The sequence below is a fragment of the Curvibacter sp. Hmag1.1 genome (genome assembly GCF_059769165.1).
Genome location: NZ_JBMBGX010000002.1, coordinates 2708291 through 2721694, shown reverse-complemented (window position 1 = coordinate 2721694; position 13404 = coordinate 2708291). Strand labels below are relative to the sequence as shown.

The 13404-nt window shown below is 56.6% G+C and carries 16 protein-coding genes; 4 read left to right on the top strand and 12 right to left on the bottom strand.

What is annotated here, in order from left to right:
• Positions 1-7: 7 nt before the first annotated feature.
• Positions 8-580, bottom strand: a complete 573-nt coding sequence (locus ACOAP0_RS13540; RefSeq protein ID WP_498376820.1) for an isochorismatase family protein — start codon at positions 578-580, stop codon at positions 8-10.
• Positions 581-808: 228 nt separating this feature from the next.
• Between ACOAP0_RS13540 and ACOAP0_RS13535 the strand changes: the two genes are divergently transcribed.
• Positions 809-2491, top strand: coding sequence for an AMP-binding protein (locus ACOAP0_RS13535; protein ID WP_498376819.1), 1683 nt, complete (start codon positions 809-811; stop codon positions 2489-2491).
• A 69-nt stretch (positions 2492-2560) separates the two neighbouring features.
• Here ACOAP0_RS13535 and ACOAP0_RS13530 read toward each other — a convergent pair whose 3' ends face one another.
• Positions 2561-2782, bottom strand: coding sequence for a hypothetical protein (locus ACOAP0_RS13530; protein WP_498376818.1), 222 nt, complete (start codon positions 2780-2782; stop codon positions 2561-2563).
• Between the two features lie 657 nt (positions 2783-3439).
• Between ACOAP0_RS13530 and rpoH the strand changes: the two genes are divergently transcribed.
• Both rpoH and ACOAP0_RS13520 read left to right on the top strand, forming a co-directional pair.
• Positions 3440-4381 carry an RNA polymerase sigma factor RpoH gene (rpoH, locus tag ACOAP0_RS13525; protein ID WP_087496396.1) on the top strand — a complete coding sequence of 314 codons (942 nt, stop codon included), beginning with the start codon at positions 3440-3442 and terminating at the stop codon, positions 4379-4381.
• A gap of 86 nt (positions 4382-4467) precedes the next feature.
• A complete protein-coding gene (locus ACOAP0_RS13520; protein ID WP_498376817.1) occupies positions 4468-5463 on the top strand; it encodes a Bug family tripartite tricarboxylate transporter substrate binding protein in 996 nt (331 codons plus the stop codon).
• A 64-nt stretch (positions 5464-5527) separates the two neighbouring features.
• Here ACOAP0_RS13520 and ACOAP0_RS13515 read toward each other — a convergent pair whose 3' ends face one another.
• The 5 genes from ACOAP0_RS13515 to ACOAP0_RS13495 are packed head-to-tail and all read right to left on the bottom strand — an operon-like array spanning position 5528 to position 9610.
• Complete coding sequence (locus tag ACOAP0_RS13515) at positions 5528-6133, bottom strand: SCO family protein (protein WP_498376816.1); 606 nt, start codon at positions 6131-6133, stop codon at positions 5528-5530.
• Positions 6130-7026 carry a heme o synthase gene (cyoE, locus tag ACOAP0_RS13510; RefSeq protein ID WP_313868815.1) on the bottom strand — a complete coding sequence of 299 codons (897 nt, stop codon included), beginning with the start codon at positions 7024-7026 and terminating at the stop codon, positions 6130-6132. Before cyoE ends, ACOAP0_RS13515 begins: the two co-directional genes overlap by 4 nt.
• A gap of 24 nt (positions 7027-7050) precedes the next feature.
• The gene (locus ACOAP0_RS13505) at positions 7051-8178 is read right to left on the bottom strand and encodes a COX15/CtaA family protein (RefSeq protein WP_498376815.1); all 1128 of its coding nucleotides are present in this window, start codon (positions 8176-8178) and stop codon (positions 7051-7053) included.
• A gap of 9 nt (positions 8179-8187) precedes the next feature.
• On the bottom strand, positions 8188-8880 hold the full coding sequence (locus ACOAP0_RS13500; RefSeq protein WP_498376814.1) for a redox-active disulfide-containing membrane protein: 693 nt from the start codon (positions 8878-8880) through the stop codon (positions 8188-8190).
• Complete coding sequence (locus tag ACOAP0_RS13495; RefSeq protein ID WP_498376813.1) at positions 8873-9610, bottom strand: SURF1 family protein; 738 nt, start codon at positions 9608-9610, stop codon at positions 8873-8875. The genes ACOAP0_RS13500 and ACOAP0_RS13495 overlap by 8 nt, the downstream gene beginning before the upstream one ends.
• A gap of 15 nt (positions 9611-9625) precedes the next feature.
• Between ACOAP0_RS13495 and ACOAP0_RS13490 the strand changes: the two genes are divergently transcribed.
• Positions 9626-9847 carry a twin transmembrane helix small protein gene (locus ACOAP0_RS13490; protein WP_498376812.1) on the top strand — a complete coding sequence of 74 codons (222 nt, stop codon included), beginning with the start codon at positions 9626-9628 and terminating at the stop codon, positions 9845-9847.
• A gap of 55 nt (positions 9848-9902) precedes the next feature.
• On the opposite strand, the gene ACOAP0_RS13485 is transcribed toward ACOAP0_RS13490, so the two are convergent.
• Genes ACOAP0_RS13485 through ctaD form a run of 5 tightly spaced genes read right to left on the bottom strand, consistent with a single transcriptional unit; the run spans position 9903 to position 13373 of the window.
• A complete protein-coding gene (locus tag ACOAP0_RS13485; RefSeq protein WP_087496389.1) occupies positions 9903-10784 on the bottom strand; it encodes a cytochrome c oxidase subunit 3 in 882 nt (293 codons plus the stop codon).
• A gap of 50 nt (positions 10785-10834) precedes the next feature.
• Entirely contained in the window at positions 10835-11044 is a 210-nt protein-coding gene (locus ACOAP0_RS13480) for a DUF2970 domain-containing protein (protein ID WP_087496388.1), read from the bottom strand.
• The gene (locus ACOAP0_RS13475; RefSeq protein ID WP_481874110.1) at positions 11044-11640 is read right to left on the bottom strand and encodes a cytochrome c oxidase assembly protein; all 597 of its coding nucleotides are present in this window, start codon (positions 11638-11640) and stop codon (positions 11044-11046) included. The genes ACOAP0_RS13480 and ACOAP0_RS13475 overlap by 1 nt, the downstream gene beginning before the upstream one ends.
• A 3-nt stretch (positions 11641-11643) precedes the next feature.
• Positions 11644-11757, bottom strand: a complete 114-nt coding sequence (locus ACOAP0_RS13470) for a cytochrome oxidase small assembly protein (RefSeq protein WP_313868808.1) — start codon at positions 11755-11757, stop codon at positions 11644-11646.
• Positions 11757-13373 (bottom strand): cytochrome c oxidase subunit I, encoded by a 1617-nt coding sequence (gene ctaD, locus ACOAP0_RS13465; RefSeq protein WP_087496386.1) that lies wholly within the window; start codon positions 13371-13373, stop codon positions 11757-11759. The genes ACOAP0_RS13470 and ctaD overlap by 1 nt, the downstream gene beginning before the upstream one ends.
• Positions 13374-13404: the final 31 nt, after the last annotated feature.

Here is a 13404-nt window from a genome sequence, read left to right as displayed (position 1 = left end):
CGACGATTTATTGGGCGGATGGCAAACCGGCTAGGCAGGTAGCTACATCCACGATACGCGCAAACCGGTCTTGCAAGACCAGCTCGGTGCGGGTGGTGATCTCTTCGGCACTGAACGTCCGACCGCTGCCAGCGTGGGACATAGGGAAGGTCAGGGTGGCTTCAGACACAAAGTCCACTGCATAACCCAGATCCGAGCCCACACGGGCTGTGGTCTCGCAGCATTGCTCGGTACGGATGCCGGAGATGATGAGCTTGCCCACACCCTGGCGGCGCAGCCACAGATCCAGCCCTGTATCGGTAAAAGCGTTGTGGGTGTGTTTGTCGAAGCGCACATCCGGGTTACCGGGCAACCATGGCAAGGGCTTCACAAACCCGGAGTCCTCACGAAAGGGGCCGGCCAGCCCCACGTGAAAAATGTGCACCACCGGAACACCGGCTGCGCGACAACCTGCCTCCAGACGCTGCAAAGCAGACTCAAACGGGGCATGAATGCCCTGCGACCAGAAGGGCATTTGGGCGAAAGATTGCTGCACATCAATGATGATGAGTGCGGGCTTCAGGGTAGATACGGAGGACATGGAAGGACACCTTTCATTGAACAGTGAATCAATGGTATTTCTTGTCAAATATGCGCGAAACCACGTTACACGACAAGCAGAGGACAAAAAGCGCCAAACAAAGATCCGCTGGATAGACCCGCAAATAGTAGCCCCCCCTCTATTCAAGGGGGCTTGGTCACTTAAAGCTCTCTTTTGCGCGCAAAAGCCCAGACAATGCGGCAAACAAACCATAACGAGGAGACAAAAATGGCTCAAGCCAAACTCATGCTGGACTACGTCTACGAGCACGAAATCAACCATGCGGATCAGATTTTTCTGACCCAGCCCACCGGTGGCGGTCAGGTGGTGGACTACACGTGGAAGCAGACACTGGACCAGGCCCGCCGCATGGCCGCGCACCTCAAGGCCCAGAACCTGGAGCCGGGCTCGCGGGTGGCCATTCTGTCCAAAAACTGCGCCCACTTCATCATGGCGGAGTTGGCCATCTGGATGACAGGCTGCACGACCGTGGCCATTTTCCCGACCGAAACAGCCGACACCGTGCGCTACGTGCTGGAACACAGCGAAGCCAGCCTGCTATTCGTCGGCAAGCTTGACACCTTTGACCAACAGCAGCCCGGCATTCCTGCAGGCATGCCCATCATTGCCTTTCCGCTCGCCCCAAAGAACAGCTACGAGGCGTGGGATGCAGTCACCGCACGCACCAAGCCCCTGACCGGCAAGCCTGCACGTGGCGGCAAGGACATTGCCATCCTGATGTACACCTCCGGCTCCACCGGCCAGCCCAAGGGCGTGATGCACAGCTTTGAGCGCATTACCGCCGCAGCTGAAGGCATCAATAACGACACCCAGGCTCGCATCGGCACCAACACCCGCAACCGCATGTTGTCCTACCTGCCCTTGGCGCACGTGTTCGAGCGCGCATGGGTAGAGTCCGCCACGCTGGTGAACGGCAACACCCAACTGTTTTTTGCCGAGTCGCTGGATACCTTTATCCAGGACTTGAACCGCGCGAAGCCGGTGACCTTTATCTCCGTACCCCGCCTCTGGCTGAAGTTCCAGCAAGGCGTGTTTGCCAAAATGCCGCCCAAGAAGCTGGACCGGCTGCTGAGCATCCCGATTCTGGGCAAGATCGTAGGCCGCAAGGTGCTCAAGGGCCTGGGCCTGGACCATGCTTTGCTGGCCGGCAGCGGCTCGGCACCCATCCCTGCCGAGCTGATTGCCTGGTACCGCCGCTTGGGCTTGAACCTGATTGAGGGTTATGCCATGACAGAGGACTTTGCGTATTCGCACAACTCCACCGACAAGATCAATGCCCCCGGTTGCGTGGGCGTACCGCTCAAGGGCATGGAAGTCCGCATCAGCGAAGAAGGCGAAGTGCTGATCAAGTCTCCAGGCCAGTTTGTGGGTTGCTACAAGCGCCCTGATCTGGACGCAGAGGTGTTCACGGAAGACGGCTTCTTCCGCACCGGCGACAAGGGCGAGCGCCGCGCTGATGGACTGCTCAAGCTCACCGGCCGGGTGAAGGAGCTGTTCAAAACATCCAAGGGCAAGTATGTGGCCCCCGCACCGATTGAGAACCGCCTGAACGCCTGCCCCCGCATTGAAACCAGCATGGTGTCCGGTGTGGGCCAGCCCTCGGCTTATGCCATCGTGGTGCTTGCAGAAACCGTGCGTCCCCAAGTGAAGGCCGACCCGGCCTTCAAAGCTGAGGTTCACGCAGAACTGGAGCAACTGCTCGATAGCGTGAATGCCGAACTGGCGGACTACGAAAAGCTGCAGATGCTGGTGGTAGCACCGGAACCTTGGTCCATTGAAAACGGCATGTTGACTCCCACGATGAAGATCAAGCGCGCCCGCATTGAGTCTGCGGTAGAGCCGCTACTGGCGAACTGGTACTCCGGCCGGGAGAAGGTGCGCTGGGCATAAAAGCGCTGTTGATTTGCCAAACAAGGGGGCCCTTTGGGGCCCTTTTTTCATTTGCGAACAATGACGCACTTACTTCAGGGAAGAGTAGTTCAATGGCACCCAGAAATGGCCTTTTCCATTGGCGGCAGGGCGCAGGTTGCCGAGGCCCGGCAAGGCCATATGGGTAACGCCCACGATGTAGCCACCTTTGGCCGCGTCTTCGAAGGCCTTCATACTCTGCTGATGGGCTGCACTGTTGTCGGAGCCAAACCCTGTGGTGGCGCTTGGGAAGGCAATGCCTCCCTCTGCCATAAGCCCACCTACATGATCAGGGCACATGTGAGTGATGTAGATCTCGTCAACCTGTTCCGGCTTGCAACCAGCCGTCAGGGCGATACGAAAAAGAATGTGTTGAGCGGAGAGCTCCTCGGAAGTTGTAACCAAAGATGATCACTGCCGATACTGGGCCATCCCCACCCAAAGCGCTTCTGCAAGATTTTCATTAGCGGCCAAGAATACCGCCGAAGGACAAAACGCTCAATTCTTAATTGTGAAATACAACACGCATTCGAACCCACCCGCCCTGCCTTGCACATTGTTGGGCGCACAAGTGCATGACCCATAAGTCACACGGGCCGGCTGCGACTCATATCCGACCAACGCACGTTTTTCCAAGCTCGTGCACTGTTCGACCTTATCCAAACCTACTGAAGTCAAGCGCTGCAAACCACCGTCTGCAGCCGACACGATCAGAGGCAAACACATACTTGCCGCAACAAAGACACTTTGGAACTTCATAGCCATTTCCTTCATAACTGTCCGATGTTAAGTCCAAGCTCTACGATGCTTGCCACCGTTAGTCCGCTACAGAGTGCACTTCACCCCTACTCAATCGCATGGATTGAACTTATCAATTAGCACTCTCCTCCAACGAGTGCTAATATAAAGTTTGAAGAGAAGGAGTTCCCTATGTCCGCATTGATTGCTGCCCCCCGCACCGCCCTGGCCACGGCCAACCCGTGGTCTTTGGTGCCGCCGCTGGGGAATCTGGACGCCTATATTTCTGCCGCGAACCGCTTGCCCATGCTTACTTTGGAAGAAGAGCAGGAATTCGCCCGCAAGTTCAAAAACGAGAACGATCTTGAAGCAGCCGGTAAGTTAGTGCTCTCTCACTTACGATTGGTCGTTTCCGTTGCCCGCCAGTACCTTGGCTATGGCCTGCCCCACGGCGACCTGATTCAAGAGGGCAACGTGGGTCTGATGAAGGCGGTCAAGCGCTTCGACCCTGAGCAAGGTGTGCGTCTGGTGAGCTACGCGCTGCACTGGATCAAGGCCGAAATCCACGAATACATCTTGAAAAACTGGCGCATGGTAAAAGTGGCCACCACCAAGGCCCAGCGCAAACTGTTTTTCAACCTGCGCTCCATGAAGCAACGCTTCAAGGGTGAAGACGCTGCGGCTGACCTGGACACCCACCGCGACACGCTAAACAGCGAGCAAGTGAACACCATGGCCCGGGAACTGAACGTGAAGCCCGAAGAAGTACTGGAAATGGAAGCACGCCTGGCAGGTGGCGACGTGCTGCTGGACCCCAGTCCTTCCGATGATGGCGAAGACGCCTTCGGTCCGATTGCGTACCTGACGGACACCAACCACGAGCCGGTAGCCATGATCGAAGCGCGCCAGCGAGACGTGTTGGCCACCGACGGGATTGCCACAGCGCTGGCCAGCCTGGACGAGCGTAGCCGGCGTATCGTGGAAGAGCGCTGGCTCAAGGTAAATGACGACAACTCCGGCGGTATGACCCTGCATGACTTGGCCGCCGAATACGGCGTGAGCGCCGAGCGTATACGACAGATCGAAGTCGCTGCCATGAAGAAGATGAAAACAGCGCTGGCCGCCTACGCCTGATTGCGCAGCGGCACGCGCCGCATAACTTCACGCACAATGCCCCTGCCGGCCCCGCCTGCAGGGGCTTTTTCTTGGACACCAAGCTGATGACACACACACGCCGCACCGCCGCTTTTGCTATGCTTTCCATAGCTGCTTGCGCACTATCCACGGGCGCTAATGCCCAGAAATCCACTCAATCCGCTGCGTGGCCAACCAAGCCTGTTCGCATCATCGTCGGATTTCCCGGCGGGTCTTCGCCCGACCTGACGGCGCGAGCATTCGCAGAACCGCTCTCAAAAGCACTCGGCCAACCTGTGATCGTGGAAAACAAAGTGGGCGCAGCGGGCAACATCGCCGCCGATGCGGTTGCCAAAGCTACCGATGACCACACCATCGGGCTGATGATCAACGGCAACATGACGATTGCCAAGCTGCTCAACCCCAAGCTGAGTTACGACCCGCTGAAAGACTTGACGCCGGTGAGCCTGCTAGGCGTATCGCCCCTGGTGCTGACCGCACCCGCCAACGCGCCGGGCAACAACGCCGTCGAGTTTCTGGCCGCAGCACGTGCCTCCGGCGACAAGTGGAACTATGGCACCCCCGGAGTGGGCACCGTAGGCCATATCGGCATGGAACTCCTGAAAGCCAAAGCCCGCATTGCGCCCCTGCATGTGCCCTATGCCGGATACCCGCAAGTCGCCACTGCAATGATCGCGGGCGATTTGCAGCTCAGCCTGCTGCCCCCTGCCTTGGCTTCCGCCCAGATCAAGGCGGGCAAGCTCAAAGCCATCGGCATCACTGCCAGCGTGCGCAGTGCGCTGGTACCGGAGATTCCCAGCCTGTCAGAGGCTGGAGTGAAAGACCTGAATCTGGAGATTTGGAACGCCGTAGCCGCCCCCAACAGCATGCCCAAACCGGTGGTTTTGCGGCTGTCTGCCTTGTTCAGCGAGATTGCCCGCAGTCCCGAGATGCGCCAGAAGATGTTTCAGCAGGGCTGGACCGTGCAAGGCACTTCCTCGGAAGGACTGGCTAACCGGGTGAAGGCCGACACGGCTTTGTTGGGCGGCATCATCACCCAACAGAACATCAAGACAGATTGACCCCCTGCACCGAATGTCAGTCTGCCATCAAGGCCGGCTGGCAACGAGCGTCAGGCAGCGTACATCAAGACTTCAGGAGCTGCTGAATATCTGCAGCCAGCACTTGTGCACCGCTGCCGTAGCGGGTGAACAGGCGCAAATTGCCCTGGGTGTCGTAGATGTAGCTGCCCGCCGAATGGTCCATGGTGTAGCTGGTAGGTGTCTGACCATTGACACGCTTGTAGTACACCTTGAAGTCTTTGGCCAAAGCTTCCAGCTTCTCGGGCGTGGTGTAGAGCGCCAGGAAGGTCGGGTCAAAGTTTTCCATATAGCCCTTGAGCACTTCGGGCGTATCGCGGGCAGGATCTACCGTGACAAACAAGCCCTGAAGCTTGTCGCCATCGGCACCCAATGCCTTCTTCACTTCTGCCAGCTCTGCCATCGAAGTCGGGCATACATCCGGGCATTGGGTGTAGCCGAAGAACATGACGACCACCTTGCCTTTGAAGTCCGCCAGATGACGGACCTTGCCATTGTGGTCCGTAAGCTCGAATTCTTTAGCGTAGCTTGCGCCGGTGACATCCACCGAGGAGAACTTGGGCCTTGATTCAGAACATGCACTCAACATGCCTCCAGCGCCCGCCAACAATGCGCCAGCAGCTATGAATTGAATAGCGGAACGTTTATTCATATGAGGTAATGGTCCAGCAGCAAGGCTGCGAAAAGCACGCTCAGGTGAATGAGCGAGAAGCGGAAAGTCGCGCGGGCAAGCTCATCCGAGTAGTTACGCAACAGGCGCACCGCGTACCAGCAAAATCCCAGACACAAAGCCACTGCCACGATCAGGTAGGGCCAATGGCTCATGCCATACACAAACGGCAGCAGACACGCCGCTAGCAACATGAAGGTGTAGAGCAGGATCTGCAGGCGGGTGAACTCACTGCCATGGGTCACCGGCAGCATGGGCAGGCCTGACTTGCGGTAATCCTCCACACGGTACAAAGCCAGCGCCCAGAAATGCGGTGGCGTCCACAAGAAAATGATCAGGAAAAGAATCAGGGCCTCCGGCCCCACATCACCCGTCATGGCGGCCCATCCCAATACCGGTGGCATGGCGCCGGAAGCACCCCCGATCACGATGTTTTGGGGAGTCAGGGGCTTGAGGATCACGGTGTAAATCACCGCGTAGCCCACAAAGGTGGCAAAGGTCAGCCACATGGTGAGCGGGTTCACCCAGACATACAGAATGGCAGAACCGGCAGCACACAGCATGGCCGAGAAGATCAAAGTCTGGGTATCGCTGAGTTCCCCGCGGGCAGTGGGCCGCCACGAGGTGCGCTTCATCTTGGCATCAATGCCTTTTTCCACAATGCAATTGAAGGCAGCTGCTGCGCCGGCCACCAAGTAGATGCCGAGGCAGGCTATCGCTGCCAGCATGACTTGGGCGCCCGTGGGTGCGCCGGGCACGGCTAACACCATGCCGATGAGCGCACAGAACACAATCAACTGGATGACCCGTGGCTTGGTCAGTGCATGGAACTGGGCCAGCACGGAGGGCTTGGGGGCTGCTACTTGTACGGTCATTCGAATTCTCTTTTTCTCAATCTTTCAGCGGCCGACGGGTCGGGTGCGGGATACCACGATGACCCAGACCAACACCATGACCATGGCGCCGGCACCGCCGGTATGCATGACAGCAGCCAACAAGGGCCAGCCCAACACCACGTTGCTCAAGCCGGTAGCCAGTTGCAATACCAGCAAGCCTGTGAGCCATTGAGCGGGCTTCTTCAAGGCGGGCTGTTTCCAGAGTGCCCACGCCAGGCTGCCCAGCACCAACACCGTGATGGCTGCGAGCAGACGGTGCGCCATGTGGATAGCGGTCAGCGCCTGAAAGCTCAGATGGTCGCCAGAGGCGGTGAGCCCCAAAGGACGCCAGATCTCCGTCGCAGCCTTCCAATCCATGGGGGGCCACATCACCCCCTGACAACCGGGAAATTCGGCACAGGCGAGCACCGCGTAGTTGGTGCTGACCCACGCTCCAGATGCAGCTTGTAGGGTCAGCATCAGCAAGGCTGCCCAGGCCCAGCGGTAGACCCAAGAGGGTGCGACTTGCAAAATGGTTGGCGTACCAGCTCGGGGCGCCGCACCCATCGCAACCTGCGCCATCAACAAGGCCAGAAGCGCATAACCCCCCAGCAGGTGCAGGCTCACAATGGCGGGAAACAGTTTCATGGTCACCGTCAAGGCGCCGAAGGCCCCTTGGATACACACCCACACCAATGTCGCTGTGGGCCACCATGGATTGAGGGCAAGTTGACCCTCCTGCTTGCGGCCACGCCACACAAGAATCACCATCAGGGTAATCAATGCGCCCACCGAGGTGGCCATATAACGGTGCACCATCTCAATCCATGCTTTGCTGTGGGTGACCGGACCACTGGGAAGCGCCGTTTGCGCCATGGCGATCTCGTGCGTCGCACCCAAGGGGCTTGCGTTGCCATAGCAACCTGGCCAATCAGGGCAACCGAGGCCGCTATCGGTCAAACGGGTAAATGCACCGAACAGCACGAGGTCAAAGGTGAGAAACAGGGTAATCACTACCAGCGCGTGGTAACGGCTTACGGAACTGCTGCGGCGGTTTCGCAAATACACCCACAAAGCCGGCACTGAGGCCACCAGCGCTCCGATCAGCAGTACCCGGAAAATGGGCGACAAGTCGTACAAGGTCGTTTGCATGAGCTTCAATCAGTCACGGCCCGGGCGATCCCAGAATTGGGCAGCCCGCATCAGACGGTCAAGGTCGCGCTTGGCCTTAAGAGCGGTCTCTGCATTCATGCTGGCAGGAAAACGCATCATCAAATTACCCAGTGGATCGACCAGAAACAGGTGTTCTTGGATCTCATGGCCTGTTTCAGCAGGCAGCCATTGCGATAGTGCCGCAGCGGGCATGCGCAGCACGGTCGCGCCTTTGAGTGCTGGCAAGAGCTCCGGCTTTACTGGGGCGTCGTCATTGATCAGCCACACCCAGTCAAGGCGGTCTTTCTCTTTGCCCAAGCCTTCGCGCAACTGGCGTTGGATATACAAATGTTGTTGACACGCAGCGTCACATGCGCCGCCGGCCACACTCACGAATAGCCATTGGCCTTTCAAGCTGGGCAATGCCACCATCTCGTTAGCCAGCCCCTGCGCTTGTACAGCCGGCAAGGGACGCTGCGGATCGATCAATTCGCCGAAATTCCGGCGACCTTCAGGCCGAATAACGTAGTAAGTGAAATAAGACGCGATGACAGGGGCTGCACATACCAGCATCACCAGCAGCATGCGGATTCTGCCCGCGCGCGTGTCGACAGCGGCTGACTGAAGTTGGCCGGAGGGCTCCGGCAATGAATGAACGGTCAAACCAAGGGGGCGATCGTCGGGGACTGGAGCGCTAGACATGGGTAGAAGAATCCTTGGAAGATACGAAAAGCGGTCGCAATTGAAACCAGACAAACAAACCCGCTATCAGCGCTGTCAGTGCAAACCATTGCACGGCGTAACCATAGTGTTTTTCGACACCGAGATTGATCGCCGGCCATTCACGAAGCAACCCTTCGGATGCTGCACCAATTTGCACAACAGACAGATCGGTTCTCAGTGAAAGCCCAGTCTCCTGGCGGAACAACTGCAAGTCGAGATTTTGCCGGATCAGGCCGGTCGATGCCGCACCGGGCTCATAAAGCTTGGAAGGTGGCAAGGCGATTCGCCCAGTTATTTCGACAGGCCCAGCTGTGGTTTGTACCTCTGGCACGCGATCACGTTCTACAAAGTTACGAGGTGCCCACCCACGCTGTACCATGATGATCGCATCAGATCCTTCAACCCGCAGAGGCGTTAATACATAAAACCCGACCTTGGCCTGCATCTGCCTGTTGTCGAGGTAAACCGTCTTGTCGACAACCCACTGACCCCGCAAGCGCACTGTTTGATGGAGAAACTGCTCAGTCGCCATGCTTGCGATGATGGTGGAGCTCGTGATCGATGGGCCTGACGCCCCCGCCTCCATCTGGGCTGTCAAAGCCTCCTTCTGAGCAGCACGTCGGAGTTGCCAGAAGCCCAAAGACAAAGTGAGCGCCGTAGCAAGACATGCGGTTATCGCAATCAGCAACCATCGCATTCGGCGGTTCACGTAATAATTCTCCACATGACGTATCTCGTAATCATCGCTTTCGTAGCCATTCTGGGCAGCCTGACAGCAGCCCTCTATTTCATGTTACGCGGAGGCTCTTCACAATCCGCCAAGTCCCGGAATATGGCAAGGGCATTGGGGATGCGCGTTGGAGTTTCGATCTTTTTGTTTCTGTGCATATTGCTGGCTTGGAAGTTAGGCTACATCCACCCGACCGGCATCCCTGAGGGGCATTGAATACGCTGCAGCAAAAAGGGCACCCGAAGGTGCCCTTTTTTCATGCCGGCAAGGGTTACATCCAGTACACCAAAACGTACAGACCCAACCATACAACGTCCACGAAGTGCCAGTACCACGCTGCACCTTCGAAACCGAAGTGACGCTCAGGCGTGAAATGACCCTTTTGCAGGCGCAAGGTGATGAACAACAGCATCAACATGCCTACAAACACGTGGAAACCGTGGAAACCGGTCAACATGAAGAAGGTGGAACCGAACACACCGGAGTTCAGCTTCAAGTTGTAGGCCGTGTACGCATGGTAGTACTCGTAGCCCTGCACAAACAAGAAGGTGATTCCCAGCAGGACTGTCGCCCACATGAAGGCAATAGTCTTGGAGCGATTGCCATCAATCAACGCATGGTGTGCGATCGTCAATGTCACGCCAGAGGTCAACAACAACGCTGTGTTGATGGTGGGCAGCCAGAATGGCCCCATGGTGGTGAAGGGCTCGACGATCCCGGCAGGAGAGGCAGTCACACCGGCAGCCAAGCTGGGCCATACCGCCTTGAAGTCAGGCCATAACAGCGAGTTTTCCAAGCTGCCGAGTGCTGGTACAGAGTGCGAGCGTGCCCACCAAAGTGCAGTAAAGAATGCACCGAAGAACATCACCTCTGAAAAGATGAACCAGCTCATGCTCCAACGGTAGGAGATATCGATCTTGCGGCCATACTGACCGCCTTCACTTTCAGTGACCGCATCACGGAACCACTGATAAAGAACGAACAACCACCACACCATGCCAAGCAGCAAGGAGTATTTGCCCCAAGCAGAGCCGTTGATCCATTGGCCGGCACCGAGAATGACGAAAAACAGACCTGCGGCAGCCATGACCGGATGACGCGAAGGTCCGGGCACAAAGTAGTAAGGCGTTCCGCCGTGTGTTGTTGAACTCATTTCTGCTCCATTTCTTCTCAAATCCAAATTTGTGATGCGCGACCCGCTCCTTAAGAGCCGACCACCCATTTTGCAAGACTGATCAAGCCCACGACCAGCAGCAATGCACCAACAATGCCCACCAGAACGACATGCAAGGGATTCACCTTGGCCAGGTCATCCCGATAACCTTTGTTACTGCGAATACCAATAAACGACCACGCTACCAATTTGACACTATGCAAAAAGGAAGATTTTTTTTGCACGTCACCCACCGCCATCAAGAGCCTGCACTTTCAGAGATCACTGGCTTGACGACTGCAACCGGTGCAGCAGGCGTCTTGCCACCCACCTCAAAAAAGGTATAGGAGAGGGTGATGGTCGATACATCTTTAGAAAGTTTCGGATCAATCACAAATACCACAGGCCAAGACTTCTTCTCTCCGGGCTCCAAGGTGTATTGATTGAAACAAAAGCACTCCAACTTGTTGAAGTGCGCTGAGGCCTGCATGGGTGCGTAACTGGGGATGGCTTGCGCGGACATCCTACGATTCTGCACGTTCTGAAACTCATACACGACCGTGGTCATTTCGCCAGGGTGAACGGTCAAAGAACGCTGTGCAGGCTTAAATTCCCAAGGCCCACGGGAGTTCGCATCAAACTCCACAGTGATGGTGCGGCTGGTGTCAACTTGTGAATTGGCAGGCGTTGCCTTCTTGCCGGACAAGACCTGTTCACCTAACGCCAGTATGTTGATACCGGTCATCTCACAAATAGTCTTGTACAAGGGGACCAGTGCATAACCAAATGCGAACATACCCACCGTAATCACGGCGAGCTTGCCCAGCATCCGGCGGTTTGCACTGAGATTGGCCATGCCTTACTTACCCAGAAAAATCATTTTGGCCATAAAGCCGATAAAAAAGACCGCTGCGATCGAGGCCAGAATCAGCCCCAAGCGCACATTAGCCTTTTTCTGATCTGCGTTGGCCATTAACCGATCACCTTGGTCGCAGTAGCGTCCAACTTGGGTGGGTTTTCAAAAGTATGGAAAGGGGCTGGAGAGGGGACTTCCCACTCCAGACCTTCTGCAGCTTCCCAAGGCTTCTGGCTGGCTTTCTCGCCTTTGCCCAACATGGCAGGCAAGACAACACCGAAGAAGAAGTAGACCTGAGCCAAACCGAATGCAAATGCACCCACCGTAGCAATCGCATTGAAGTCAGCGAATTGCATGGGGTAGTCAGCATAACGGCGTGGCATACCTGCAAGACCCAGGAAGTGCATGGGGAAGAAGGTCACGTTGAAGGCGATCAAAGACCACCAGAAGTGCACACGGCCTTTCCACTCTGGAATCATCACACCAGTCCACTTGGGTGCCCAGTAGTAGAACCCTGCAAACATGGCATACAAGGAGCCGGCAACCAACACGTAGTGAAAGTGAGCCACCACGTAGTAGGTGTCTTGCAGCTGGATGTCGATAGGCGCCATGGCCAGAATCAAGCCGGTAAAGCCACCCATGGTGAACACAAAAATGAAGCCCACCGCAAACAACATGGGGGTTTCAAAGGTCATGGAACCCTGCCACATGGTGGCGATCCAGTTGAAGATCTTTACAGCGGTCGGAACGGCAATCAACATCGTGGCGTACATGAAAAACAGCTGACCGGTGACAGGCATGCCGGTAGTGAACATGTGGTGAGCCCACACGATGAACGACAGAATGGCGATCGAAGAAGTGGCGTACACCATGGAGGCATAACCGAACAGCTTCTTGCGTGCAAAGGCCGGAACAATCTGGCTGATGATGCCGAAAGCCGGCAAGATCATGATGTATACCTCAGGGTGACCGAAGAACCAGAAGATGTGCTGGTACATGACGGGGTCACCGCCACCTGCGGGGTTGAAGAAGCTGGTACCGAAATGGCGGTCTGTCAGCGTCATGGTGATAGCGCCTGCCAACACGGGCATCACAGCGATCAGCAAATAAGCCGTGATCAACCATGTCCAGCAGAACATCGGCATCTTCATCAAGGTCATGCCGGGAGCGCGCATGTTCAAGATGGTCACGATGATGTTGATCGAGCCCATGATGGACGACGCGCCCAGGATGTGCATCGCAAAAATGCCTGCATCCATCGAGGGGCCCATTTGTAGGGTCAGAGGCGCATACAAAGTCCAGCCTGCTGCAGGCGCGCCGCCGGGCATGAAGAAGGAAGACACCAGCATCAAGGCGGCAGGAATCATCAGCCAGAAGCTGAAGTTATTCATGCGGGCAAATGCCATGTCGGATGCGCCGATTTGCAGCGGGATCATCCAGTTCGCAAACCCCACAAAGCCAGGCATGATGGCACCGAACACCATGATCAGTCCGTGCATGGTGGTCAGCGAGTTGAACAGCTCAGGATTTACCAGCTGCAAACCGGGCTGAAACAATTCGGCGCGAATCAGTAGCGCCAAGATGCCGCCGATGATCAGCATAGTGAAGCTGAACAAGAGGTACAAAGTACCGATGTCCTTGTGGTTGGTCGCAAACACCCAGCGCTGCCAGCCGGTAGGGGCGTGGTGGTGATCGTCGTGGGCGTGATCGTGATGGTCGAGTACGGCGCTCATGGTGAGGTCCTTTTTAATTTTCTAGGTTCTG